Below are 26,412 nucleotides of genomic sequence, written 5' to 3' on the forward strand. Positions count from 1 at the left end.
TTCATCAATGTGCGGATTTGTCGGTTTTGTAGAGTTTGGTGAGGCGCGTGCACAGCAAGAAGATCTGCTGGCGATGCGCGATCGCCTGCGTCATCGTGGTCCCGACGATGAAGGACATTGGTTCAAGCCGGGGGCAGGGCTGGCCCATGCCCGGTTATCCATTTTAGACCTGTCTTCCAAAGCGCATCAGCCCATGCGCCGCGGGAATTTGGCGCTGGTTTATAACGGTGAGATCTACAATTACCGTCAGTTGCGCGAGGAATTGCGGGGGCTGGGACATCAGTTCACGAGCGATAGTGACACGGAAGTTCTTTTGTGCGGTTTTATACAATGGGGCACCGGCGTGCTGGCGCGTTTGGACGGCATGTTCGCTTTTGCCATTTATGATGAAAGCGCGCGCACGCTTTTTTTGGCGCGCGATAAGGCCGGCATCAAGCCGCTGGTCTATTACGCGGACGCGGGGCGTTTTGTGTTCGCCTCCGAGCTTAAAGCATTGTGGCATTACCCCGGGCTTGCCCAAGAACTTTCCGCGCAGGGGCTTGAAGATTATTTGCGCCTCGGTTACACCACGGGCCGCATCACCATGTTCAAGGGCGTCGCGCGCGTTTTGCCCGGAGAATATTTGAGCATTGACGCCGGCGGCAACGTCCACAGAGATACGTATTGGCCGGGGGTTTTCACGCCGGAGAAGGGGCTTAATTTTGCGGATGCCGCCTCCCGGTTAAAGCCGTTGCTGGCCCAAGAATTTAAAATGAGCCTGGTCAGCGATGTGCCCGTCGGTGTGTGCATCAGCGGTGGCGTGGATTCCAATGTTTTGGCCGGCATCCTGGCCAAAGAGCACGGGCTTAAAGTCAGGACGTATTCTTTGGGCGGCGCGGATGCCGCCTTTGATGAGAACCGCCAGGCCGCGGCCGTGGCCAAACATTTGGGAACGGACCACCGCGCTTTGATGATGGACCCCTCCGGGGCGCGGGCCTTACTGTTGGATACGATCAGTCATTATGATGAGCCCATGGCAGACCAGAACATGCTGTCCTTGAGGGTCATTGCCCGTCAGGCGCGCGCGGATGGGGTGAAGGTTTTGCTTTCGGGTTTGGGCGGCGATGAGCTGTTTTACGGCTATCCCACCATTGATGTTATGGCCGGCCTTAAGGCATTGTTCTGTGTTCCCGCATCCATCAGACGTCTTTTCCCAAAACAATGGCTGGCATTTTCCAACGCCGCGTATAAGGCGGTGCACATAGGCCAGCAAAGGGATTTTTATTCTGCCGTGTATGGCGTTACAGGCAATTGTTTTTTTGACGATGAAGTTGAGCGTCTGATGGTCCATAAGTCCCTGCCGGCGCGGGAGGACTATTTGAGGGAAACATTCGACCGTCAGCAGGCAACAGGCACAGGTATTATTGAGGCGCTCATGCGGGTGGATCTTAAGTCGTACTTGCCGGACAATGGTTTGGCCTTGTCCGATATGAGCGCCATGGCCGAAGGAGTGGAGATGCGCGTTCCTTATTTGAACGGACCGGTCATGGATCTTGCCCTGCGCGTGCCAAGCGCAGTTAAGAAACACGGGGGAGAATTTAAGGCCTTATTACGTTCCATTGAGCGTGAATATGTGCCGTCCCATTTGACCATGCCGGATAAAAAAGGGTTTTATCCGTTTGTCAAAGCCCAATGGCTTAAAGGTGAGTTCAAAGACCTGACGGAGGAATTGCTTGGGCAGGAGCATATCCGCCGCCAGGGGATCTTTGATCCACAGGCCGTTGCTTGCACGCGGCATTTGTTTGAACATTCCAACGTCAATGTTTCCGGGAAGATATGGAATCTGCTGATGTTTGAGCTTTGGGCAGAGGCTCATTGATATTCACGCCGGGGCCCGTTATAATGACGGTTCTTCGAATGAGGATTTATGGGGACCATTAAAACAGCGGCAAAAAAGGTCATGTGGTTTCTTAGCTATCTGGGCTGGGCGTATAAATATGCCCGCCTGCGGCTGGGTTTTAACACGCTCAAAGACATTGAGATCCTGTCCATTGAATTTTCATCGGTATGCAATTTGCGCTGCAAGTATTGTTTTTTGGACCAGCTGGACCGCGCGCGGTTTTTGGACATCGCCGTTTATGAGAAACTGATCCGCGAGATCGCCTCTAATCCGAAATACAACCTGAAGGCCATGGAGTGGCCCATCAGCGGCGAGTTTTTGGTTTACCCCCAATATAAAGAGGTCGTTGAGATCACCCGCCGGTATATGCGGCAATATCCCCATTTCCGTCCGCATGTCATCCTGAATGAGAACCTGGCTTTGCTCAACGAAGAGAAGATCGAATTGCTTTTAGGTTCAGGCGTTCTTAAGCAGATCATCTGCAGCATCGACGGGCATGATGCCGCCACCTTTGAAGACATGCGCCCGCCGGCCAAATTCGACCGGGTGCTGGCCAACATGCGTCTGTTGCATAAACGCAATGCCGAATTAGGCCATCCGGTGTTCATCCAGGTCAACAATGGCCGCGATGAGCGTTCACAGGACAGGCCTTTGAGCGACGCCATGAAGGAGATCTTCCGCATGGGGGACATAGTGAGCTTCTGGAATCCAAAGTATTGGAACGAGTCCTTTAATAAGAAAGATAAAAGGTTCTTTCCCGCTAAAGGTTTTTGTTCTTTTGTTTTTAATAATGTGACGCTGGCCAGCTCCGGCAAAATATCCAAATGCTGCATGGACCTGCGGGGAGCGACCGTATACGCGGACCTCAATACCCATACGCTCGAGGAAATTTGGAATTCGCAGATGCGCCGGCAGTTTTTGGACTTGATGTTCGCCAATAAGCGCAAGGACATCAAAGGTTGTAGCACGTGTTCCATCACCCAGACCAATAACGACAACCGTTATACCAATTGGGCGCGGACGGTGCGCCGTATATTGGCTAAAGCGGGCGGGTACGCTTAAAAGGAGAGAATGTCAGAGACGGGTCAGTATATTTTGGGGATCTCCGCGTTTTACCACGACAGCGCCGCCTGTTTGCTCAAAGACGGCGATATCGTCGCGGCCGCGCAGGAGGAGAGATTCACCCGCAAAAAGCACGATGCCGTCTTCCCCAGGCAGGCCATTGCGTATTGCCTGCGCGAGGCGGGCATTACGATGGCGCAGGTGCGTTATGTGGCCTTTTACGAGAAACCCTTCATCAAGTTCGAACGCTTGCTGATGACATATTTGAATTACGCCCCCTGGGGCTTAAGTTCTTTCCTGAAGGCCATGCCCGTGTGGCTTAAGGAAAAGATCTTTATTAAAGAGCTTATTAAAGACGAATTGCAGTTTACCGGTGAGATCATTTTTCCGGAGCACCACGAGTCGCATGCCGCCTCCGCTTTTTTCCCCTCGCCTTTTCAAAAAGCCGCGGTCATCACCCTGGACGGTGTCGGGGAATGGACCACGACCAGCTGGGGGACGGGGGAAGGCAATGCCGTTGAGTTAAAAAGCGAGCTCCATTTTCCCCATTCGCTGGGGCTTTTGTATTCGGCCTTCACCTATTACGTTGGCTTCAGGGTCAACTCCGGCGAGTATAAGCTGATGGGCCTGGCGCCGTACGGTCGGCCTGAATATGCGGATCTGATCAGAAAAGAACTGGTGGACATCAAACCGGACGGCTCATTTCGTTTAAATATGAAATATTTCAATTACCCGGTTGGATTGACCATGACCAATGCGCGTTTCCATAAGCTTTTTGGGGGAGGGCCCCGCAAGCCGGAGACGAAGATCACTCAAAAGCACATGGACATCGCCGCCTCCATCCAAAAGGTGACCGAGGAGATCATGGTCAATATCGCCAACCATGTCCATCGGCAGACCGGCCTGGATAATTTGTGTCTGGCCGGCGGGGTAGCGCTCAATTGCGTCGGCAATGGAAAAATATTAAAGCAAACGCCTTTTAAGAACGTTTGGATACAGCCGGCCGCCGGGGACGCGGGCGGCGCTTTGGGCGCCGCGCTGATCGTTTGGCACCGGTATTTGGACAAACCGCGCCGGGCAGACGGTGTCAACGACAGCCAGAAAGGTTCTTTGCTGGGGCCTGATGTGGACGGGGACATCAGGGCATTGGCAGACGCGCAGGGTTGGGTCTATGAATATTTGTCTGATGATGCCCTTCCCGCGCGTGTGGCAGGGCTGATCGCGGAGGAAAAAGTCATCGGCTTGTGCCGCGGCCGCATGGAATTCGGGCCGCGCGCTTTGGGCAGCCGCAGTATCGTCGCCGATGCCCGTTCGGAGAAAATGCAGTCGCTGTTGAATTTGAAAGTGAAGTTCCGTGAATCATTCCGTCCCTTTGCTCCGGCGGTGCTGAAGGAGAAATGCGCGGAATATTTTGATCTTGGCGGGGAAAGCCCGTACATGCTGCTGGTCGCCGATGTTCAAGAAGGCAAGCGTTTGGATGCGCGGTCATCCGCAGAGGGGATAGAGCTTTTGAAGGTCAAACGTTCTGTTATTCCCGCGGTAACGCATGTGGACTATTCCGCCCGTGTCCAGACGGTTGATGAAGAGCGCAATCCTTTATTTTATCGTCTCATCAAGGCCTTTGAGAAGAGGACCGGCTCACCGGTCGTCATCAACACGTCGTTCAATATCCGCGGGGAACCCATCGTCTGTTCCGCCCGCGACGCGTACCGCTGTTTCATGTGCACGGACATGGATTATTTGCTGGTCGGCAATCATTTGTTCGAACGCGAACACCAGCCGAACAAGGATGCGTATAAAAAAGAGGATATTTCAACGGTATTGGATTGATATGGAACAACAGCAAAAACAATTATTGGTGTTCGGCTTCGGCTTACCGGCGGTCCTTTTGGTCTTGGGCGCAGGCCATTGGCATCAACACGGTTTTGATGCGACGGCCGCGGCATTATTGGCCGTTGCCGGTTTTGTCCTTTTGATCACCCTCTTTAACCGTCCTATGCTTCAGGTCCTGTTCAAGTATTGGATGAAGGCGGCAGGGCTGATCGGTGTTGTCGTCACCACGGTCATTCTGTCGGTTTTATTCTTTGGGGTATTCTCCGTCGTTGGGATCATTTTGCGGCTATTGCGCAAAGACCTGCTGCATTTACGCCTTTGCCCTGAGGCGCGTTCTTACTGGGTGATCCGCGCGCAGGATACTGAAGATCTAACCAGGTATACCCGGCAATTCTAATTGAAGGAGGAACTATGTCGAAGCTGGCTATTTTTAAGGAACTGTGGGATTTTATGAGGGTGCGCAAACGGTTTTGGCTGGCGCCCATTGTTGTTGTGCTTGTTCTGTTGGGGCTTTTGATGGTATTCGCCCAGGGTTCAGCTATGGCGCCGTTCATTTACACGTTGTTTTAGCCAATGGATCAAATACGCTCCGTTAAGATCATATTCATTACCAATATGTGCACGCATTACACCAGGCCTTTGTTCGAGATCCTGGCCGGGCGTTATGACGCGGGCTTTTATTTTACGGGCGGGCATGAGGGGTACTGGCATAAACAAAATGAATTAAAACCGGGAAATTTCCGGGGAAGGTATTTGCGCGGCCTGTTGCTGCCCGGCCATGTCAAGATCACCCCCGGGCTGTTGTGCCTGCCGTGGCGGGGATGCGACGCGGTGATCAAGACGATCGATGACCGTTTTGCTTTGCCGTTGGCATTTTGCGCGGCAAAATTGTTCAGAAAACCTTTTGTTCTGTGGACGGGGCTGTGGGCGCATCCGCAAACACCCGTGCACCGCTGGACATTTGCTTTGACCAGATCCATTTACCGGCGCGCGGATGCCATTGTGACTTATGGGGAGCATGTGCGCCGGTATTTGATGGACATCGGCATTGACGGGCGTAAGATATTTTGTGCCCCGCATGCCACGGACAATGCGGTGTATGACCGGCCGGCCACTGACGCGCAGAAAGCGGAATTAAAAAAGCAGCTGGGGATCGCGGCGGATGAGAGGATCATCCTTTACGTCGGTCGTTTGGAAGACGGCAAGGGGCTTGATCATCTGATCGAAGCGGCGGCGTCTTTCAAGAGAGTTGGCGTGACGCTTTTATTGGCCGGTACCGGGTCTAAAGAAACGGGTCTGCGCGCTATGTGTACAAATCGTGGCGTGAGGGCTGTTTTTGCGGGGCATGTGCCGAATGAACAATTGTATGTGTATTATGCCCTCGCGGACATTTTTGTATTACCGTCGGTGACAACCGCGGATTTTAAGGAACCGTGGGGCATGGTCATCAATGAGGCCATGAACCAGGGGTGCGCGGTGGTGACGACCGATGCGGTCGGGGCCGCGGCCGGCGGGCTGGTCGAGGACGGCAAAAACGGCTTGATCGTGCGGGAAAAGGACAGTAAGGCCTTGGCGGGCGCATTTGAACGTTTGTTCAACGATGAACGCTTGCGCCGTGACATGGGGACAGCCGGCCGCGCAAAGATCAGTGGTTGGACACCGCGGCAGGCGGCACAAGGGTTTGTGAAGGCCCTGGAATATGTTCAAAGTGACCATTAAACATTATTTTGATTTTGGCGGTATATCCCGGACCGTCAACGGTCCTGTGCACAGCGCCCAGGCCTGGGATGCCCTGCGGCTTGAAAGCGCGCCGTCAAATATTTTTGCCATTCCCCCCGGACGTCAGGAATGGCTGAAGCGCTGCCATGAAGAAGCGTTTGTTGAAGAACAGGCGCGGGGTATCGCGGAGATTATCCGCGGCCGGTTCACGCGGGTCAATTCTTACGGGGCGGGTCCCGGTTTCCTGGAATTTTTTATCAAACAGCAATGCCCGGATGTTCTTTTACAATGTTCCGATTATACGGCTAAAAGCATGGAACGCTTGCGGCAGGTATTCACTGAGGCGGATGAGATCACGGCCTTTGACATGCTCAAGGACCCATGGCAGAATACGGACAAGGGCACGCTGCATTTATTATACCGGGTGGATACTGTTTTGGACAATGACCAGTGGCGTGCGGTCTTCAAAAAGATGTGTTCAGCCGGGATCAGGGATGTTTTATTTCTTCCGTGCGAGTTTTTGACGGCGCGCCGCTGGCTTGGGCAGATCCTCAAGCGCCGGTTGTGGCCTTTGTTGGGCAAAAAGGTCGCTTTTGCCGGGTATTTACGCACTAAGGCGCAGTTTTTGGATTTTTTTCGCGGCGCGTATACCGTTGAGCGGGAAGTGGAATTGGCCGGCCGCATGCGGGGATTTTTATTAACCGGTAAGGGATAAAGCGATGGATGCCGAGCAGATCATGCATGAGGGGAAATTATGGGCCGTGATCATCCGCGCCGGCCAAGTGTCCCCCGGCGTGCATTTTTTCACGCCCGATGACAATTCTTTGCAGGTGGGACGGCAAATGCGTCCCAAGGGGACCGTCATCGCGCCCCACGCCCATTGTGAAGTGAAGACCGGCCGGACCGGGTTCTTGCAGGAAGTCCTGCATATCCAGCAGGGCCGTTTGAAAACGATCTTTTATACCCATGAAGGTCAACGCCTGACCGAGCGTGTGCTGGAAGCGGGGGACACCATCCTGTTGATCCGCGGCGGGCACGGGTTTGAGGCCTTGGACGACGTGCGCATGCTGGAGATCAAAATGGGCCCTTATGATCCGGCGAGTAAGAAAAATTTAGAGGTAAAACCTTAATGATCCCTGTCTGTGAACCATTGCTGGCCGGCAATGAACAAAAATATGTCCTGGATTGCCTGAAAACCAGTTGGATATCTTCAAGCGGTCCTTATCTGACAAGATTTGAGGAGGGTTTCAGCCGTTATTGCGGGGTCAAGCACGGTATCGGCGTGTGCAACGGGACAGTGGCTTTGCATCTGGCCTACGCGGCGCTGGGCATAGGGCCGGGGGATGAGGTCATTATGCCGACCTTGACCATCGCCTCAACGGTATTTTCCGCTCTCTATTGCGGGGCCAGACCAGTGTTCGTTGATGTCCAACCGGACACATGGAATATGGATCCTGTTCAGTTAGAGGCAAAAATCACCAAGAAAACCAAGGCCATTGTGCCGGTGCATATGTACGGTCACCCCTGCGATATGGATGCGATCATGCGCGTGGCGCGCAAGCACCGCATTGCCGTCATTGAGGACGCGGCCCAAGCGCATGGGGCCCAATACAAAGGCCGCAAGACAGGCAGTTTCGGGAAATTGTCGTGTTTCAGTTTTTACAGCAATAAGATCATCACCTGCGGTGAAGGCGGCATGGTCTTGACCGACGATGATCAGCTGGCGGAAAAATGCCGCAGTTTAAAAAACCTTTCTTTTTTAAAAGAACGCCGGTTTTTCCATAAGGACATGGGTTTTAATTACCGGATGACCAATGTGCAGGCCGCCATCGGTCTGGCGCAGTTGGAGCAGATCGATGACATGATCGCCCGGCGCCGGCGGAACGCGCGTTTGTATAATGAATTATTATCCGGCATTGAGGGCTTGGTCCTTCCGACGGAAAGACCGGATGCGCGCAATGTGTATTGGATGTATGGCGTTGTTGTTGACAGGTCGTTTGGTGTCAGCCGTGATGTTTTGATGAAGAAACTGTCGAAAAAGGGCATTGAGACCCGCACATTTTTTATCCCCATGCACGATCAGCCGGTATTAAAAAAGGCGGGCTGCGCCGATCACAGGAAATATCCTGTTTCCGAACGTCTGGGCCGCTGTGGATTCTACCTGCCTTCCGGCAGCGGGCTTAAGCCCAAGGAGATCGCATACATCGCAAAATGCCTTAAAGCGGTCAGATGAAGATAATCTTAGCGGCCAAAAGCGTTTATCCCTTCCATCCCTTCGGCGGCGTTCAAAAATACGTTTATTATTTTGCAAAGCATTTGCTTCAAGCGGGCGTTGACGTTGAGATCATCGCCCCTCTTGATGACGGCAAACCCCGGACGGAATATTTTGAAGGCATCCGATACACGCTCATTGGACCCCGCATTTCTTCCTATTTGGAGCTTCCCGTCGGGTGGCTGGGGGTGCACTGGTTCGCCCGTGATCTGGCGCGTTATTTAAAAGACAAGCCCTTCGACATCCTGCACAGTTTTGATATGACCGGGCTGTATTACCTCAATGTTCCCGGCCGTAAACCGGTCATCGCCCATATTTTTTCCGACAATTATTTATGCAATCCGATCACGGTCACCGGATATTTGAGCCTGTTCGGTTATAAGCCCCACGATATCAAGAAAACCAAGATAGCCCTTTCCCCGTTCGCCGGCTTAAAGGCCATTGCGCAGTATCCCGCCCAGTATTTTTTCAAGACCAAACCCATGCACCGGTATCTGACCGGATGTGAGCGGGTGTTTTTGGAGGATGAATATTTCCGTGAGGAAGTTGTGCGCTTGTTCCGGCTGGACCCTGCCAAGGTGCGGGTCATTCCCGTCGGGGTGGATGTGGGATATGCGCGCAAACAGATGGAAGCCGCGGCCCTGACCAGAGCGCAGCTTGGTTTTTCCGAAGACGATCTGGTCTTATTGACGGTCAACCGTTTGGCCGCGGACAAAGGGATCGACAAGATCATTTTAGCGCTTAAGACCATACGCCTGAGCCTTCCCGCGGCAAAACTGGTGATCGTAGGCAAGGGGTATCAGGAACAGGAACTGTTGTCGTTGATCAATGCCGGCGGATTGAAGGAACATGTCCGGCTGTTTAAAGATGTCCGGGAAGAGGACCTTTATGCGTATTACAAAATTTCCGATTTGTATCTATGCGCTTTTTCTTTTCCCGGTTCAAGCATCAGCACATTGGAGGCCATGGCCGCCGGCTTGCCGGTCGTGACCACGGCCCAGCCATGGCTGGTTCCCGCGGGCCGTAACGGGATTTTCATCCCTGATAACCAACCGTCTGCCATCGCGCAAGCCGTTATGAGTTTGGCGGCAGGGGATTTGAAGGCCAAAGCCGCTGTTTCTTTAGACCTTGCCAAGAATTACGATTGGCCGCAGATCGCCCGCCGCGCCCAGGGGCTTTATCAAAAGATTTTGTCTAATTCGTAAAATCAACTATAATAACCCCTTATGCACGAACGGGTTAATATTCTAGGCGTGCGCGTCAGCGCCCTTAACGTGGATCTGGCCTGTCGGGAAATTGAGGGCTGGGTCAAAGAGCGGCGCAAAAGCTATGTGTGCGTGGCGCCGGTTTCCACCATTGTGGATTGCCAGCACGACAGCGCTTACAGGGACCTGGTCAATGCCGCGGACATGGTCACGCCCGACGGTATGCCGGTGGCATGGCTGGTCAGGTCCAAGGGCTATCCTTATGTTGAGCGTACTTATGGTCCGGACCTGATGCGTATTCTTTGCCGCCGCCCGGGGCTGCGTCATTATTTCTTTGGCGGTACCCCACAGGTCCTCAAAGGGCTTGAACAATGTTTGAGAAAGGATTTTTCCGGCATTGCTATTGCCGGCAGGATTTCCCCGCCGTTTCGTCCCCAGGCCCAATTGGAAGATGAACAGACAATAGCAGCGATCAACCAGGCCAGGCCGGACATCCTCTGGATCGGTTTGGGTTCTCCCAAACAGGATTTCTGGATGAAGCTCAACCGGGACCGTTTGGAGGTGCCGGTCATGGTCGCGGTGGGCGCGGCATTCGATTTTCTGGCAGGGGCCAAACCCCAGGCCCCGCGCTGGATGCAAAGGGCGGGTTTTGAATGGTTGTTCCGTTTGTGTTGTGAGCCCAAGCGGTTATGGAGACGCTATTTGGTCGGCAACAGCTTATTTGTATACTATTTATTAAGGTCATTGTATAATAACTCCTTTTCCAAGCATTAAATTTATACATCGCCTATGCGCTCCCGAAAAGAATATTTGATCATCCGTTCCATTTACGCGGCCATTGACCTTTTTTGCGTCTTTTTGGCCTTTTATCTGGTCTGCTGGTCCAGGCGGGCGACCCTGCCATTTACCGTAGACCTTCCGGGTTTTTTGGGAGAAGACAATCCTTTTAAATCGGTCTTCCTTTTATGGGCCGCGGTCGTTTTATTTTTTAACCAGACGCATGGGTTATATAAGACCCACCGGGAACAGATGGAAGGGTTGGAGATCTGGGAAGTCGTCAAATCCATTTTTGTCTCCACGTTAGTCATCATCACGCTGGCCTATTTGTTCAAGATCCAGGATTTTCCCCGCGGCGTCATGATCTTAAACGCGCTGGTCATTGCCCTGTTTTGCTCGATCTGGCGGGTGTTTAAGAAACTATTGGTCAATTATCTGGCACGGCGCGGCTATAACAATTTTAACGCCGTGATCATCGGGGCCGGCAAGGTGGGCGTATTGCTGGCCGAGGAGATCAAAAAGCGTCCCGCGCTGGGAGTTAAAATTGTCGGTTTCCTGGATGATTATAAAACCGGAACGTGCGGCAGCGGTCCCTGGCCGGTTTTGGGGCGCATTGATCAATTTTCTGCCATTACCCCCAAATCGTTCATCAACAAAATGTTCATCACCATTCATCATAACAGCGACGTGTTCGTGCGCCTTCTGGAGCAGGCGCGGGGATTGGGGGTGGCGGTCCGTGTCGTTCCCCAAGGGTATGAATGGATGGTCCATGATCCGGCTAAATATAATATAGGGATCATTCCGGTCCTGGAATATTGGGATGTTGATGTCAATTACCGTTTGCGGGCCAAACGTTTTTTTGATCTCTGCCTGGCCTGGATCATTTTTTTATTCCTGTCGCCGGTATTGGCTGTCATTGCCGTGCGCATCAAACTCGACAGTCCGGGACCGGTCTTTTACAAGTCCAGGCGCTATGGCCTGTGCGGCAAGGTCTTTCCTATGTATAAATTCCGCAGCATGGTTTGCAACGCGGAGGAGATGTTGTCCCAGCTCAAAGATAAAAATGAAGTGGACGGGCCTATTTTTAAGATACGCAAAGACCCGCGGATCACGAAATTCGGGACGTTCTTGCGCAAATACAGTCTGGACGAACTGCCGCAGATCCTCAACGTCATCAAGGGGGACATGAGTTTGGTCGGGCCCAGGCCTTTGCCCGTGGAACAGATCGAGAAAGAAGACCTGCAGCAATTCAAACGCCTGGAAGTGCGCCCGGGGATCACGGGCTTATGGCAGATCCGCGGCCGTAGCGACCTGCCTTTTGTGCGCCTGGTCAAGTGGGACATTTGGTATATAAATAACTGGTCTTTTGGTTTGGATTTGTATATATTGTTCCAGACTTTGCCGGTCGTGCTGAAAGGCAAAGGGGCCTATTGATGGCAAAAACCGCGCTGATCACAGGCATCACCGGTCAGGACGGCTCTTATCTGGCCGAGCTCCTTTTAGCCAAGGGCTACACGGTCTACGGTTTGATCCGCCGCGCCAGCAGTTTCAACACCGGCCGCATTGACCATTTGTATCAAGACCCCCATGAACGCAATCCCAAACTGCGTTTGGTTTACGGGGACTTGAACGACGCCAGTTCTTTGAACCTCACCATTAAGACCTTAAAACCCGACGAGATCTATAATTTGGGCGCGCAAAGCCATGTGAAGGTCTCTTTTGAGATCCCCGAATACACGGCGGAAAGCGCAGGGGTGGGCACGACCCGGATCCTGGAAGCCATCCGCGATTCCGGCCTTAAGACCAAATTTTATCAGGCCTCCTCGTCGGAAATGTATGGCAAGGTCCTGGAAACCCCGCAAACCGAACGGACACCGTTCTATCCGCGCAGTCCGTATGGGGCGGCCAAGGTGTACGCATATTGGATGACGGTCAATTACCGCGAAGCATACCGTATGTTCGCCTGCAACGGCATTTTGTTCAACCATGAATCCCCACGCCGGGGAGAGACCTTTGTGACCCGTAAGATCACCATGGCGATCGCCCGCATCAAACACGGGCTGCAAAACAAGCTTTATTTGGGGAATATCAATGCCAAACGCGACTGGGGCTATGCCGGTGATTACGTGGAGGCGATGTGGCTGATGCTGCAGCAGCCCAAACCGGATGATTATGTGATCGCCACCGGCCGGACCCACTCGGTGAAGGAATTTTTACAAGAGGCGTTTGAGTATGCCAAATTGGACTGGCGCAAATATGTGGCCATTGACAAACGGTATTTCCGTCCGACGGAAGTGGATCTTTTGCAGGGGGATGCGTCCAAAGCCCGGCGGGTCTTAAAATGGAAACCGAAAGTCAGTTTCACCAAACTTGTGCGCATGATGGTTGACGCGGACATGGGGTTGGCCCATAAAGCGGTTTACGGGCTGAAGGGGAAGAGGCCGTGAATTTTTGGAAGAATAAAAAGGTCGTGATCACCGGCGGGGCCGGTTTTTTGGGAAAGTTCATGGTGCGGGAGATCAAGCGGCGCGGCTGCCGGCAGATCTTTGTTCCACGTTCATACGAATACGATCTGCGCAAGGTTTCCGTGATCCGCCGTTTGCTCAAAGAAACCAAGCCGGATATCATCATCCATGCCGCGGCCGTGGTCGGCGGCATCGGCGCTAACCGCGAAAACCCCGGAAAATTTTTTTATGATAACTTGATGATGGGCGTGCAGCTTATTGAGCAAGCCCGCCTGTTCCAGGTGTCAAAATTGGTGGCCATAGGCACGATTTGCGCGTATCCGAAATTCTGTCGGGTCCCGTTCAAGGAAGATTCCATCTGGGACGGCTATCCCGAGGAGACCAATGCCGCCTACGGCCTGGCCAAGAAAATGCTTTTGGTGCAGTCCCAGGCGTACCGCCAGCAATACGGGTTTAATTCCATCTATCTGTCGCCGGTGAATTTGTATGGTCCTGGGGATAATTTTGCTCTGCCGACATCCCACGTTATCCCTGCGCTGATCCGCAAATGCGTGGAAGCCAAACAAAGCCGCTCTTCGAGCATTACGGTCTGGGGGACGGGTAAGCCCACGCGGGAATTCTTGTACGTGGAAGACGCCGCGCAGGGCATTGTGCTGGCAGCGGAAAAATACAACAAGATCGATTCGGTCAATATCGGCACGGGACAGGAGATCTCCATCAAAGAGCTGGCTGTTTTGATCATGAAATTGACGGGTTTTAAAGGCCGCGTGATCTGGGATGGGTCCAAGCCCGATGGCCAGCCCCGCCGGCATCTGGATGTTTCCCGCGCGCAAAAGGAATTTGGGTTTAAAGCAAAGGTCGGTTTACAAGAAGGCCTAAGAAAGACCATCCAGTGGTATGTTAAGAGCCATGGGTGTTAATCAAAATAATTCTATGGACCAGAGAAATATGATCGTATGGCTGGATCGTTTGATCCGGGGTTCTTTTTACATTTTGATCTTTTGCCTGCCTATTTCCATCGCGCTGGTGGAGTCCTTTTCTGGATTCGCGATCTTTTTTCTTGCTCTCAAGCGTGGGTTGGCCTTTGCGAAGGCCGGCGGCGGGCTCTGGCCGCGCGTGCGGGATTTTTTTGCTCCGCCCATCAGCTTCCTTGACCGTCCTTTAGGTTTTTTTATTGCCGCGACCGCCCTTTCCGTTGTTTTTAGCCAGCATCATCAGTTGAGCATTGTGGCATTTTTCGGGAAAACATTGCAGGGGTTCTATGTGTACAGCGCTTTTTTGGAGGCGTTCACGGACACGGATTCGGTGGATAATTTCATTTTTGTCTGGTTTGCTTCGGCCCTGATCACGGGATCAAGCGGTTTATTCCAGTATTTTTTCGGCCATGATTTTTTGCGCAATACCGCGCTGGTGGGCGGCCGTGTTTCATCGTCCCTGCGTCACGCCAATGATTTTGGCGCTTATATCGTTGCTGTCTCCCCCTTGCTTTTGGTCCTGTTGCTGCGTTGGAAAGCATTTTGCACGCAGTTAGACAGCAGGCCTTCCTGGTGGGTGCGCGTTTTTCTTTTAGCCGCGTGTCTGGTGCTGGTCGTGTGCCTGGGGCTGACCTTTTCCCGCGCTTCATGGATCGCTTTTTTCGCGGCCATTGTGCTGGGAGGGCTTTCTAAAAGAAAGAACACGCTCATTGTTTTCCTGATCATCATGGGATTTATTGTGGTTTTTATGCCGATCATGGTCAAGACCCGCAACGCGCCTTTGATCACGGATGGTGTCCGCGCCCAAACGGACAATATGAGCCAAACCGCCAAAGACCACGGGATCTTTTCCAAGGAATATATTCAGACCCTTCTCAAGGGCACGGTCAGCCCGGGGATGGGCAGGTCCTCGTATTGGCGTGAAGCGCTGGGGATCATTTATGATCATCCGGTGTTTGGGGCGGGGTTAAACACTTATTCCCGTGTTGCTCCGGCGTATAAGATCGGTTGGGGCGGGTATCCGCACAATTCCTATCTGCAGATCGCGGCGGAACTGGGTTTGGTTGGGTTAGGCGCGTTCTTATGGATGCTCTGGACATTTTTTAGAGGATCATTTCAATGCATCAACCGGATGCCGGTCGGATATCTGCGCTGCGTTTTGATCGGGACCCTGGCCGGATTTTTCGCGTATTTGGTCCAGAGTTTTTTTGATACCACATTTTACTCGGTGCAATTGTCCATGTTTTTATGGATCATGATGGCCCTGGCTGTGGCTGTCCAAAAGATCTTCCGGAGCCAACCCGCCCTATGAATAAACAGACGGTCAAAGACGTCATTTTAAAGGGCAAAAGGGTCATGATCCGCGTGGATTTTAACGTGCCTTTGGATGAGCATTTTCATATCACCGATGACCGCCGCATCAGCGCGGCTTTGCCCACTATCCGCTACGCGTTAAAGCAGGGGGCCGCAAAGGTCATTTTGATGAGCCATCTGGGCCGGCCCAAGGGCACTGGTTTTGAAGCGGTGTTCTCGCTCAAACCCGTGGCTGTCCGTTTGCAGGAACTGTTGAAAGAGCCCGTTACATTTTTGAATGACTGCATCGGGCCTGCGGTCAAGGACGGTGTTGCCCAGGCCAAGGCCCGTGTCGTGCTTTTAGAAAATTTGCGTTTCCATAAAGAGGAAGAGAAGAATGACCCTGCTTTCGCCAAAGAGCTGGCTTCCTTGGCCGATATTTACGTGAATGACGCGTTCGGCACCGCGCACCGCGCCCACGCCTCCACAGCCGGGATTACCGCGTTTTTGCCGTCGGCGGCCGGGTTTCTGATCGAAAAGGAACTGCAATATTTGGGCAGCGCCATCAATGACCCCAAGCGGCCGCTGGTTGTTATCTTAGGCGGGGCCAAGGTCTCGGACAAGATCGCGTTGATCAAGAATTTGATCCCCAAGGCCGATGCCATCATCATCGGCGGGGGCATGGCGTACACGTTCCTGAAAGCCCAGGGCAAAAGCATCGGCAATTCCAAACTGGAAGCGGACAAGGTGGGGATGGCCGGGGAGCTTCTTAAGCAGGCCGAAAAAGCCGGCGTTGAAATGGCGCTGACCATTGATTTCGTCATCACCCAAAGTTTTACCAGCGACGACTGCAAAATTTCCGATACCATTCCCGACGGGTGGGAAAGTTTGGACATCGGCCCCAAGACCCGCGAACGGTATAAGGCCATTTTGTCCAAGGCCAGGACCGTGGTGTGGAACGGTCCGCTGGGTGTTTTTGAGCGCGATGCTTACGCCAAGGGCACAAGGGCCATTGCCGAATACCTGGCGTCTTTAAAAGATGTGACGGTGATCATCGGCGGCGGGGATTCGGCGGCCGCGGTGGCCAAATTCGGTTTGGAAGACAAGATGACCCACATTTCCACCGGCGGCGGGGCTTCGCTGGAATTTTTGGAAGGCAGGGAATTGCCTGGCATTGCCGCTTTGAATAATAAACCGTAAGGGCGATTATTAATCGCCCCTACAGACGGACAATCAATATGCGCACACCTATCATTGCCGGAAATTGGAAATTGAACAAAACCTCCCGCGAGGCCATTGTGCTCGTGGAGGAGCTAAAGCGCGAGGTGGCAGATTTAGAAGGCGTGGACATTGTTGTGTGCCCGCCGTTCACCGCGCTTGAAAGCGTCAGTGAGGCCCTGATCGAGACCAATATCGCCGTCGGCGCCCAGAATGTGTATTGGGCTGACAGCGGCGCTTTTACCGGCGAGATCTCGGCGCCCATGCTCAAAGATTTTGGTGTTCAATATGTCATTGTCGGCCATTCCGAGCGCCGCCAGTATTTCGGGGAGACCAATGAAACGGTCAATAAGCGCCTGCGCGCGGCCCTGGCCCATGGCTTGACGCCCATTGTTTGTGTGGGTGAGAATTTGGCCGAACGCGAGGCCGGTAAGACCTTTGCCGTCATCCAGACGCAGGTCCAGGGATCTTTGGCGGGCCTGACATTTGATGAAATGAACAAGATCGTCGTGGCCTATGAACCGGTGTGGGCCATCGGCACGGGCAAGACCGCGACACCGTCCATGGCGCAGGAAGTCCACGCGTTTATCCGCGGCCTTTTGGCAAAAATTTTTAATCCGGACACGGCGCAGTCCGTACGCATCCAGTATGGCGGCAGTGTTACGCCGGAAAACATCGCCGCGCTCATCAGCCAGCCCGACATTGACGGCGCTTTGGTGGGCGGGGCCAGTTTGAAAGCGGCTTCTTTCGCGGCCATTGTTAAAGCGGCTTTAAATAAAGATGTTAAACTCTAAGCCCTAAATTCTAAACTCTAAACAAATTCAAATGACCAAATGTTCCAATGACCCAAACGTTTTGAATTTTGTTCTTTTGAATTTTGATATTGTTTAGGATTTAGAGTTTAGGATTTAGAGTTTAATCTTAGGAGACCAATTTATGGGATTTGTCCTTTTTATCCACGTTACGGTGTGCGTTCTTCTGGTCATTTCCATCCTCATGCAGGCTGGCAGGGGAGGCGGCCTGGCCGAGAGTTTTGCTTCGGCGGAGTCCATGTTCGGCACGCAGACCAATGCGTTCATGGTGCGCGTCTCGACGGTTTTGGCCCTGATTTTTCTTGTGACGTCCTTGATCCTGGCGTTCAACGCTTCAAAGAAGGAAAGATCTCTGATGACCAATGATCGGCTTTTGCCAAAGGCCCAGGAAACCAAACAGCCGGCTGTCACTGTTACGCCGGTGACGCCAGCTCCGGCGGCAACAACAGTGCCGGACAGCACCCCCAAGCCCTAATGTGAAAATATTTTTTTCCGCATTTTTATTTTTATTTCTGCTGTCCATGCCCGCCGGGGCGGTCCAAAACCGTTACGGCGGGCAAATTGTTTTAGCCGTATCTTCCGACCCCAAGACCTTCAATGAGATCGTGGCCAGCGAGACCTCGAGTTCCGCGGTCACCAACATGCTTTTTGAAGGGCTCACCACCACCGATGCGTTCACCCTGAAAGTTATTCCCAATCTCGCCGCCTCCTGGCAGGTGAGTCCCGACGGGCTGACGTGGACGTTTCATTTGCGCCCCGGTGTGACGTGGTTTGACGGAAGGCCTTTTGGCGCGGACGACGTGGTCTTTACCTTCAATGACCTCATTTACAATCCCGATATCCCGTCTTCTTCGCGCGACGTGTTCACCGTGGACGGCAAACCGTTTGTGGTCCAAAAGGTGGATGATCTGACGGTGCGTTTTATCCTGCCGGTCAGATTCGCGCCGTTTTTGCGCGGCATGTCCCAGCCCATTTTACCCAAACATAAACTGGAGGGGCCGCTGAAGGCGGGCAAGTTCGCCTTCACCTGGGGTATTGATACTCCCCCTAAGGACGTCGTCGGCACAGGATCATTTTATCTGGACCAATACGCTCCCGGCGAACGGCTGGTTTTCAGGCGCAACCCGCATTATTGGAAAAAGGCCGGTAACGGGGATGTCCTGCCGTATCTGGACAAGGTGGTCTTTTTGATCATCCCCGACGCGGACGGCCGGCTTTTAAAATTTCTGGACGGACAATTGGATCACGTGGATCTGCGCGGGGCAGATTTTCCTTTGCTTAAGCCCCTGGAGGCAAAAAGAAATTTTCATATTTATGACGCCGGCCCCGCGTTCGGGAGCAATTTTATCGCGTTCAATCAGAACGCGCGCGCAAATCCCAAAACCGGCAAGGCGTTTGTGGACCCGGTGAAATTGTCCTGGTTCACGGACGTTAATTTCCGCCGGGCCGTGGCCCATGCCATTGACAGGCCAAAGATGATCGAGATCCTGGCCAACGGGCTGGGCACGCCCCAATACGGCCCCATGAGCCCGAGCTCCGGGTTCTTTTACAATCCCAGGACGCCTTCCTACAATTATGATCTGGATAAGGCCCGGCAGTATCTGGCCGCGTCCGGTTTTAAAGAACGCAACGGCCGCCTTTATGACAGCAATGGCGATCCCGTCGAGTTCAACCTTTATACCAACGCGGGGGAGCGCACCCAGATCGCGGCCATGGTCCGCGCGGACCTGGAACATTTGGGTATGAGGGTGAATTTGCTGACGCTTGAGTTCAACGCCTTGGTCGCTAAACTTATGTCTTCCTATGATTGGGATGCCATCATTTTGGGTTTGACCGGCGGGATAGAGCCGCATTTCGGCAAGAACGTGTGGCATTCGTCCGGCCAATTGCATTTGTGGGGTCCCAAGCAGGAGGTGCCCGCGACCGCGTGGGAGAAACGGCTTGATGACATTTTCACCGCGGGCGTGCAGGAACTCAACGAGGACAAGCGCAAGGTCCTTTACGACGAGTTTCAGATGATCGCCGCCCAGCAATTGCCCGTGGTGTACACGTATCTGGACGACAATCTCTTTGCCGTGCGCGACCGTTTCGGCGATCTCAAACCTTCTGCTTACGGCGGGGCATTGCATAATCTGGAGGAGATTTACGTAAAATAATAAGATATGCGCCTGTACATTTTAAAAAGATTGGGTATTGCGGTCCTGCTTTTGCTGGCCATGACGTTCATGACCTTTCTGATCATGCGCGCAACACCGGGCAATTTTTTTGACGCGCTTAAGATGAACCCGCAGATCTCGCCGGAAACCGTGGCGCGTTATGAGCATCTTTACGGCCTGGATAAGCCGCTGTTCATCCAATACGGGCATTGGCTGGCCAATATCCTGCGCGGGGAGTTCGGCTATTCTTTTTATTACAATGTGCCGGTCACTCATATTCTGGTCGGCCGTTTGGGCAATACGTTCATCCTATCTTTGGCGAGTTTCCTGCTGACATGGCTTGTTGCCATTCCTTTAGGTGTCTGGGCCGCGCTTCGCCGCAACCGGTTGGCTGACCGTTTATTGAGTTTTTTGTCATTCGCCGCTTTTTCCACGCCGGGATTCTTTCTGGCCATGCTGTTATTGTACGCGGCCAGCCAGTGGGGTGTTCTGCCTTTGGGAGGCATGCGCAGCCCGACCTACGATGATATGACAGCTCTCGCCAAGATCCTGGATGTCGGCGCGCATTTGATCATCCCGACGGTGGTCCTGTCCCTGGCGTCCATGGCCAGTTTACAGCGGCTCATGCGCGCCAATCTGCTTTCCGTTTTGCGCAAACAATACGTGACCGCGGCCCGTGCCAAAGGCCTGCCGGAAAACCAGGTCATTTACCGCCACGCTCTTCGCAACGCTTTTAATCCCATGGTCACCTTGCTGGGATATGAATTTTCCGGTCTTTTAAGCGGGGCCGCGCTCGTCGAGATCGTTTGCAGCTGGCCGGGACTGGGAACGCTGATGCTCACCGCGGTGCGGGCCAAGGACATGTATGTGGTCATGGCCAGCATGCTCATGGGCGGGGTGCTTTTGCTGTTGGGAAATTTGCTCGCCGACATTCTTTTACTTTGGGTGGACCCGAGGATCCGTTATGGCTCGAATGCGTAACCGCTGGGCTGTTGGATGTGCCTGCGTTCTGGGCTTATTGTACGGGGCTGCGGTCTTTGCCGACGTTCTGGCGCCTTATGGTTATGGCGATGAAGACCGCAATTATTCGTTCTGCCCGCCCACACCTGTTGTTATTTGGGAGAAAGGTCATTTCGTGCCGCCGTTCGTTTACGGCCGCGTTCTGCGTTTTGATGAATACCGCCGAAGGGTTTATGATATTGACCCCGCGCAAAAATATCCGGTCCGGTTTTTCCGTGAGGGCCGTTTGTTCGGCGTGGACACCCCGGGGCGCGTTTATCTGTGGGGCGCGGATAGCCGCGGCCGTGACCTTCTTTCCCGTATTCTCTACGGGGCGAGGATCTCATTGTCCATCGGCTTGGCCGGGGTGGCCATCGCCTTTACGCTGGGACTGATGGTGGGAGGCATTGCCGGTTATTACGGCGGATGGGTGGATGGGATCTTGATGCGTGTTTGCGAAGCGTTCATGATGGTCCCCGGGTTTTATTTGATGCTGGCTTTGCGCGCCGCGGTGCCGGATAATTTCAATTCCGTGCAGATCTATTGTTCGGTCGTGGTCATTTTGTCTTTTATCGGGTGGGCGTCGCTGGCGCGCGTCATCCGGGGGATGGCCCTGTCTTTGAGCCAACGGGATTATGTGCTGGCCGCCAAAACCATGGGCGTGCCCGACGGCATTATTATTCTACGCCATATTTTGCCCCATACGGTGTCGTATTCTCTGGTGGCGCTCATGTTGAGCATCCCCGCTTATATTTTAGGGGAGGCGGGTTTGAGTTTATTGGGTTTAGGCATCCAGGACCCGGTCCCCAGTTGGGGAAATTTGCTTTCAGATGCCATGGGCATTGTCCAGATCACATTCGCGCCGTGGATCCTCATTCCCGGGCTTTTTATTTTCGCGGCCGTCATCTGTTTTAACGTCATCGGCGACGGCCTGCGTGATGCTTTAGAAGGATCGTAAATGAATTTATTATCCATCCAAAATTTAACAGTTACTGTTAACGAAACAAAAATTCTCAACGACGTTTCTTTTTGTGTGGGCAAAGGACGCATCATGGCTCTGGTCGGCGGTTCAGGCGGCGGTAAGACCACCGCGGGGATGTCCATCCTGCGGCTTCTGGCCGAACCCCTGTGCATCCGCAGCGGGAGCGTCATTTTTGATGGTCAGGATATTTTATCTTTACCTCACCAACAGATGCGTCGTCTGCGGGGAGCGCAGATCGCCATGGTGTTCCAGGAGCCGTTGGACGCTTTTGATCCTTTGTTCACCATCGGCGAACAGATCGACGAGGTTTTGGCCGCGCATACTGATCTATCATCGCAACAGCGCCATGAAAGAGCCATGGAAGTTTTGTCCCAGGCGCAATTGCCGCAGCCCGAACGCGTGGTCCGCCGTTATCCCCATCAGTTGAGCGGCGGCCAGCGCCAGCGCGCCATGATCGCCCAGGCCATTGCCTGTAGACCAAAACTTTTGATCGCGGATGAGCCCACCAGCAATCTGGACGTCGTGGCCCAGGCCGGGATCATGGACGTGTTGCGCGCGCTTAAGTCGGAGATGTCCGTCATTTTGATCACCCATGATCTGGGCATGGTCGCGCACATTGCTGATGACGCGGTCGTGTTATGCGAGGGCAGGGTCGTGGAAGCGGGGCCGGTCATGGACATCATGACAAACCCGCGTCATCCGTACACGCAAGCCATGGTCAAGGTATTCCAATAATGCTTGAGATGCGGGACATCAAGAAATATTTCGCTTCCGGCCTTGTCAAAGCCGTGGACGGGGTCAGTTTATCTGTTGAGCGCGGTGAATGTCTGGCCATCGTCGGTGAATCCGGATGCGGGAAAACCACGCTGGCCAAGGTCCTTTTGGGATTATTGCCCGCGGATGAAGGGCGGATACTGCTCGACGGCAAACTTCTGGATACCCGCGGCCGGCGTAAGGTCCAAATTGTTTTTCAGGACCCTTACGCCAGTCTGGACCCGCTCTGGACGGTGCGCGGCATTTTGTCTGAAGCGTTCCATGCGCGGCCCGGTCTGGGCCCCCAGGAGCAGGAGAGGCAGATGCGCGCCGTGCTTGCCGAGGTCGGTTTAACAGAGGACATGCTGGTCCGCCGGCCCCATCAGTTGAGCGGCGGCCAGCGCCAGCGCGCGGCCATTGCCCGGGCGCTGTTGACCCAGCCCCGCGTGCTGGTGCTCGATGAGCCCGTGTCGTCTCTGGACGTGCTGGTGCAAAAACAGATCATGGACCTTTTGAAGAAGGTCCGCAGTGATTTCGCGCTGACATGCGTTTTTATTTCCCATAATCTGCGTGTCGTGCGGGATTTCGGTGATAAAATAGCCGTGATGCGTGAGGGCCGCGTCCTTCAAACAGGGTCCTGGGCGCAGGTTTTTGGTCCCGACGGACATCCATACGCGCGCCAACTCCATAAAGCCGCTTTCGAATATACGACATGAGCGACCGATTCTGGCAACGGTTAAGTTATCTTTCAGGGATCGCCGCCCTCGGCGTATTTTTCGGGCTCGCCGTTTTCCTGGCCGGTGTTGAGGTCAAAGACCTGGACCTGTGGCTGCATTTGAAGACCGGCCAGATCATCGCCGAAACCGGATCTGTCCCGTCCGTTGACATTTTTTCCTCCACCATCGCCGGAAGACCCTGGATCAATCACGAATGGCTGTTCCAGGTCCTTGTCCACTATGTGCATCAGTTCTTCGGCTTTGACGGGCTGATCACCATGCAGGTATGGGTGGTGACCCTGACCCTGGCCCTGCTGCTTTTTCTGGGCTACAGCCGCGAGCGTCAATGGCTGGTTGTTTTCACCCTGCTTCTGGTTCTTTTGGTCTATAAGACCCGTTTCACGATACGTCCTGACATTTTTTCCCTGCTTTTTTTCGTCCTTTACGTCCATCTTTGTTCAGCGCACATTCACAAGCGATGGTTTTTGCCCGCTCTGGTCCTGATCCAGGTGGTGTGGACGAACATGCACGGGTTTTTCTTTTTCGGGCCCTTGCTCATCGGGACCGGGATATTCGCGGAATTCCTCAAGCGCCGCGTGCCCCTGCCCTTTGAATGGAATACCGTCGCGCGTTTGACCGACGAAGAATACCGGCGTCTTCGATGGGCGGGCTTAGCCGTGCTTCTGGCCTGCTGTGTCAATCCTTTGGGTATCAAAGGCGCTTTATACCCGCTTGTTGTCCTGGGACAATTGGGCAATGGGGCAGGGGTATTTTTCAAACACATCACCGAACTGCAAAAACCCATTGCCTGGAACACGCTGTTCACGCTGCAATACCTTCCTTATAAAATGCTGATCCTGCTCTCGGCTTTAAGTTTCGTTTTTAACCGCCGGCGCGTGGATGTGAGCGTTTTTTTGGTGTGGATCGTCTTTCTCTTATTTTCGCTCACCGCCATACGCAATATGGTTTTTTTCGCGGCGGCCGCGTATCTGGTCTTTGCCGCCAATGCCGCGCAGGTCGTCTGGGACGACGTGACGCCGCTGCGTTTCACGCATCCCAGGTTCAAATCCATGACCGGCATTATCCTGAAGCTCTCCCTGCTCATGTGGATGATGAATCTGGGGCTGGCGGTGGCCACCAACGGCTATTTTGATTTTGATACGTATGAGCGCAAAAGCGAATTCGGGGGACTGTCCAAACGCAGTTATCCGTATAAGGCCGTGGATTTTTTGGTCGCCAACGGCATCAAAGGTGATTTTTTCAATGATTTTAATTCCGGCGCGTATCTCATCGGCCGCGCTTACCCCAACGTGAAGGTTTTTATCGACGGACGCACCGAACTGTACGGCTCGGATTTTTTTGAACGTTATCAAAAGGTATGGAAGCAGGGAGACCTGAAGATGTTCCGGGAGATGGATATCAAACGCAATATCACCGGCGCGTTCTTGAACAACAACAATCAGGACATCCCGCGCAAGGTCCTTAAGATGTTTGCCCGCATGCCCGGATGGAAGGTCGTGTATTTCGACGACGATGCCGTCATTTTTCTTAAAGAGACGCCGGTCCATAAACCCCTGATCACGAAATTTGCCGTTGATCTGAACAAGTGGAACCCCAAACCCATGGACCTCTTGAAGCTCGGCCCCAAACGCATTGACCCGTTCCCGTTTGTCAGCCGTGCTTATCTCCTGGAGTCCTTGGGGATGGACGGGCCCGCCTTAAAGGAGGTGGCGTGCGCCTTGCAGGTGTCGCCCGACCACCCCGGGGCATACAGGTTGTGGGGGAAGATCGATGCACGGCGCCGGGATTATCGCAAAGCGTTTGAACATTTCCGCATGGCCGTCATGCTGTTTCCCGGCGACCGCCAGAGCCGCATGGGACTGGCCAATGCCTATGAACATTTGGGGGACCGTCAGGGAGCGCTCAGGCAATACGAACGCCTGCTTGCGGATAAGCCCAATGATGTTAGAATAGCCGATAAAGTCAGGAAGTTGAAAGAACGTTTGAAAAAGTAAAAACAAAAGGTTTTCGCATGCGTGATATTTTGACCTTCATCCTCGCCGGCGGCAAAGGCGAGCGTTTAGACCCCCTGACCCGCGACCGGGCCAAGCCCGCCGTTCCTTTCGGCGGCATTTACCGCATCGTTGATTTTGCATTGAGCAATTGCGTCAACTCCGGGCTGCGCCGGATTTTTCTTTTGACCCAGTACAAGTCCTTTTCCCTGCAGCGGCACATCCTGGAGGGATGGAACATTTATTCCAATCAATTGGGGGAGTTCATCGACGTGGTCCCGGCCCAGCAGCGTATTTCCGCCGACTGGTACCGCGGCACCGCGGACGCCATTTACCAGAATTTGAACATGGTCCAGGATTATGACCCGAAACTGGTGCTCATCCTCGCCGGCGATCACGTCTACAAGATGGATTACCGCAAGATGATCGACGATCACGTCCGTACAGGCGCGGACATGACCGTGGCGTGCTTGTCCATGCCTAAAAGCGAAGCCGCCTATTTCGGGGTGGTTGAAGTGAATAAAAATAGCATGATCGTGGGTTTTCAGGAAAAACCGAAAGACCCTAAAACCATCCCGTCGGACCCCGGCTCCATTTTCGGGTCCATGGGCATTTACCTTTTTAATGCGGACGTTTTGTTCAAAGAATTGAAGATCGACGCGGACAAAAGCGATTCCGGCCATGATTTCGGTAAGAACATCATCCCGCAGATGATCCAAAAGAAAATGAAGGTGTCCGCTTACGATTTTGCGGCCAATAATGAATTTTCGTATTGGCGCGACATCGGGACCCGCGACGCCTATTATCAGGCCAACATGGACCTGGTGGGCCCCGACCCCAAATTCAACCTTTTTGAAAGATCATGGCCCTTAAGGACGCATTATCATCATTATTCGCCCGTGCGCGCGTACACGACGGGTAAAAAACCAGGGACGATCGTCAATTCTTTGGTGGCCAGTGGTTGTGTCCTGGAAAGCGCGCAGGTCATCCATTCGGTGGTTTCCAACAATGTGTTCATTAAGGACGGGGCGTCGGTGACAAATTCCGTGATCATGGACAGCGTCACCATAGGCCAAGGGGCGCAGATCCAGAATGCCATCATTGACAAGGACGTGGTCATTCCCGCGGGTGCCCGCATCGGTTTTGATGCAGAGGACGACCGTAAACGTTTTACGCTGACCACGTCGGGGATAGTAATTGTTGCGAAAAAAACATCATTATGAGGAAATCCCGCTTCGCGGGATAAATTCGCACAAACAAGTTATGTTCGTCCCGACGCTTCGGT

At 53.4% G+C, this 26,412-nt stretch carries 25 protein-coding genes; all 25 read left to right on the top strand.

What is annotated here, in order from left to right; all coding sequences use genetic code 11:
• Window positions 1–7: 7 nt before the first annotated feature.
• The 25 genes from asnB to glgC all read left to right on the top strand — a co-directional run bounded on the left by asnB (window position 8) and on the right by glgC (window position 26,350).
• Entirely contained in the window at window positions 8–1,858 is a 1,851-nt protein-coding gene (asnB, locus tag Q7K71_02430) for an asparagine synthase (glutamine-hydrolyzing) (protein MDO8674961.1), read from the top strand.
• A 48-nt stretch (window positions 1,859–1,906) separates the two neighbouring features.
• Window positions 1,907–2,941, top strand: a complete 1,035-nt coding sequence (locus tag Q7K71_02435; GenBank protein MDO8674962.1) for a radical SAM protein — start codon at window positions 1,907–1,909, stop codon at window positions 2,939–2,941.
• A 9-nt stretch (window positions 2,942–2,950) separates the two neighbouring features.
• Complete coding sequence (locus Q7K71_02440; GenBank protein MDO8674963.1) at window positions 2,951–4,771, top strand: carbamoyltransferase; 1,821 nt, start codon at window positions 2,951–2,953, stop codon at window positions 4,769–4,771.
• Between the two features lies 1 nt (window position 4,772).
• Window positions 4,773–5,171, top strand: coding sequence for a hypothetical protein (locus Q7K71_02445; GenBank protein ID MDO8674964.1), 399 nt, complete (start codon window positions 4,773–4,775; stop codon window positions 5,169–5,171).
• 14 nt (window positions 5,172–5,185) lie between these two features.
• A complete protein-coding gene (locus Q7K71_02450; GenBank protein MDO8674965.1) occupies window positions 5,186–5,344 on the top strand; it encodes a DUF5989 family protein in 159 nt (52 codons plus the stop codon).
• 3 nt (window positions 5,345–5,347) lie between these two features.
• A complete protein-coding gene (locus Q7K71_02455) occupies window positions 5,348–6,493 on the top strand; it encodes a glycosyltransferase family 4 protein (protein ID MDO8674966.1) in 1,146 nt (381 codons plus the stop codon).
• Window positions 6,483–7,208 (top strand): hypothetical protein, encoded by a 726-nt coding sequence (locus Q7K71_02460; protein ID MDO8674967.1) that lies wholly within the window; start codon window positions 6,483–6,485, stop codon window positions 7,206–7,208. The genes Q7K71_02455 and Q7K71_02460 overlap by 11 nt, the downstream gene beginning before the upstream one ends.
• Window positions 7,209–7,212: 4 nt before the next feature.
• Window positions 7,213–7,623 carry a hypothetical protein gene (locus Q7K71_02465; protein ID MDO8674968.1) on the top strand — a complete coding sequence of 137 codons (411 nt, stop codon included), beginning with the start codon at window positions 7,213–7,215 and terminating at the stop codon, window positions 7,621–7,623.
• Window positions 7,623–8,726: a DegT/DnrJ/EryC1/StrS family aminotransferase gene (locus Q7K71_02470; protein ID MDO8674969.1), complete on the top strand. Its 1,104-nt coding sequence runs from the start codon at window positions 7,623–7,625 to the stop codon at window positions 8,724–8,726. Before Q7K71_02465 ends, Q7K71_02470 begins: the two co-directional genes overlap by 1 nt.
• Window positions 8,723–9,970: a glycosyltransferase family 4 protein gene (locus tag Q7K71_02475; protein ID MDO8674970.1), complete on the top strand. Its 1,248-nt coding sequence runs from the start codon at window positions 8,723–8,725 to the stop codon at window positions 9,968–9,970. The genes Q7K71_02470 and Q7K71_02475 overlap by 4 nt, the downstream gene beginning before the upstream one ends.
• A 21-nt stretch (window positions 9,971–9,991) precedes the next feature.
• Entirely contained in the window at window positions 9,992–10,744 is a 753-nt protein-coding gene (locus Q7K71_02480; protein ID MDO8674971.1) for a WecB/TagA/CpsF family glycosyltransferase, read from the top strand.
• Window positions 10,745–10,759: 15 nt separating this feature from the next.
• Window positions 10,760–12,181 (top strand): sugar transferase, encoded by a 1,422-nt coding sequence (locus Q7K71_02485; protein MDO8674972.1) that lies wholly within the window; start codon window positions 10,760–10,762, stop codon window positions 12,179–12,181.
• Complete coding sequence (gene gmd / locus Q7K71_02490) at window positions 12,181–13,194, top strand: GDP-mannose 4,6-dehydratase (GenBank protein MDO8674973.1); 1,014 nt, start codon at window positions 12,181–12,183, stop codon at window positions 13,192–13,194. The genes Q7K71_02485 and gmd overlap by 1 nt, the downstream gene beginning before the upstream one ends.
• Window positions 13,191–14,132: a GDP-L-fucose synthase gene (locus Q7K71_02495; protein MDO8674974.1), complete on the top strand. Its 942-nt coding sequence runs from the start codon at window positions 13,191–13,193 to the stop codon at window positions 14,130–14,132. The genes gmd and Q7K71_02495 overlap by 4 nt, the downstream gene beginning before the upstream one ends.
• A 13-nt stretch (window positions 14,133–14,145) precedes the next feature.
• Window positions 14,146–15,498 (top strand): O-antigen ligase family protein, encoded by a 1,353-nt coding sequence (locus tag Q7K71_02500; protein MDO8674975.1) that lies wholly within the window; start codon window positions 14,146–14,148, stop codon window positions 15,496–15,498.
• Window positions 15,495–16,679, top strand: coding sequence for a phosphoglycerate kinase (locus Q7K71_02505; protein ID MDO8674976.1), 1,185 nt, complete (start codon window positions 15,495–15,497; stop codon window positions 16,677–16,679). The genes Q7K71_02500 and Q7K71_02505 overlap by 4 nt, the downstream gene beginning before the upstream one ends.
• Before the next feature lie 38 nt (window positions 16,680–16,717).
• Window positions 16,718–17,491 (top strand): triose-phosphate isomerase, encoded by a 774-nt coding sequence (tpiA, locus tag Q7K71_02510; protein ID MDO8674977.1) that lies wholly within the window; start codon window positions 16,718–16,720, stop codon window positions 17,489–17,491.
• A 142-nt stretch (window positions 17,492–17,633) separates the two neighbouring features.
• The gene (gene secG / locus Q7K71_02515; GenBank protein ID MDO8674978.1) at window positions 17,634–17,984 is read left to right on the top strand and encodes a preprotein translocase subunit SecG; all 351 of its coding nucleotides are present in this window, start codon (window positions 17,634–17,636) and stop codon (window positions 17,982–17,984) included.
• Window position 17,985: 1 nt separating this feature from the next.
• Complete coding sequence (locus Q7K71_02520; GenBank protein ID MDO8674979.1) at window positions 17,986–19,665, top strand: ABC transporter substrate-binding protein; 1,680 nt, start codon at window positions 17,986–17,988, stop codon at window positions 19,663–19,665.
• Window positions 19,666–19,671: 6 nt separating this feature from the next.
• Window positions 19,672–20,646, top strand: a complete 975-nt coding sequence (locus tag Q7K71_02525) for an ABC transporter permease (protein ID MDO8674980.1) — start codon at window positions 19,672–19,674, stop codon at window positions 20,644–20,646.
• Entirely contained in the window at window positions 20,630–21,622 is a 993-nt protein-coding gene (locus tag Q7K71_02530) for an ABC transporter permease (protein MDO8674981.1), read from the top strand. The genes Q7K71_02525 and Q7K71_02530 overlap by 17 nt, the downstream gene beginning before the upstream one ends.
• Window positions 21,623–22,381 (top strand): ABC transporter ATP-binding protein, encoded by a 759-nt coding sequence (locus Q7K71_02535; protein ID MDO8674982.1) that lies wholly within the window; start codon window positions 21,623–21,625, stop codon window positions 22,379–22,381.
• A complete protein-coding gene (locus tag Q7K71_02540) occupies window positions 22,381–23,115 on the top strand; it encodes an ATP-binding cassette domain-containing protein (protein ID MDO8674983.1) in 735 nt (244 codons plus the stop codon). Before Q7K71_02535 ends, Q7K71_02540 begins: the two co-directional genes overlap by 1 nt.
• Complete coding sequence (locus Q7K71_02545) at window positions 23,112–25,130, top strand: tetratricopeptide repeat protein (GenBank protein MDO8674984.1); 2,019 nt, start codon at window positions 23,112–23,114, stop codon at window positions 25,128–25,130. Before Q7K71_02540 ends, Q7K71_02545 begins: the two co-directional genes overlap by 4 nt.
• A 17-nt stretch (window positions 25,131–25,147) precedes the next feature.
• Window positions 25,148–26,350, top strand: a complete 1,203-nt coding sequence (glgC, locus tag Q7K71_02550; protein ID MDO8674985.1) for a glucose-1-phosphate adenylyltransferase — start codon at window positions 25,148–25,150, stop codon at window positions 26,348–26,350.
• Window positions 26,351–26,412: the final 62 nt, after the last annotated feature.

The organism is Candidatus Omnitrophota bacterium, from assembly GCA_030650275.1.
Taxonomy (GTDB): domain Bacteria; phylum Omnitrophota; class Gorgyraeia; order Zapsychrales; family Fredricksoniimonadaceae; genus JACPXN01.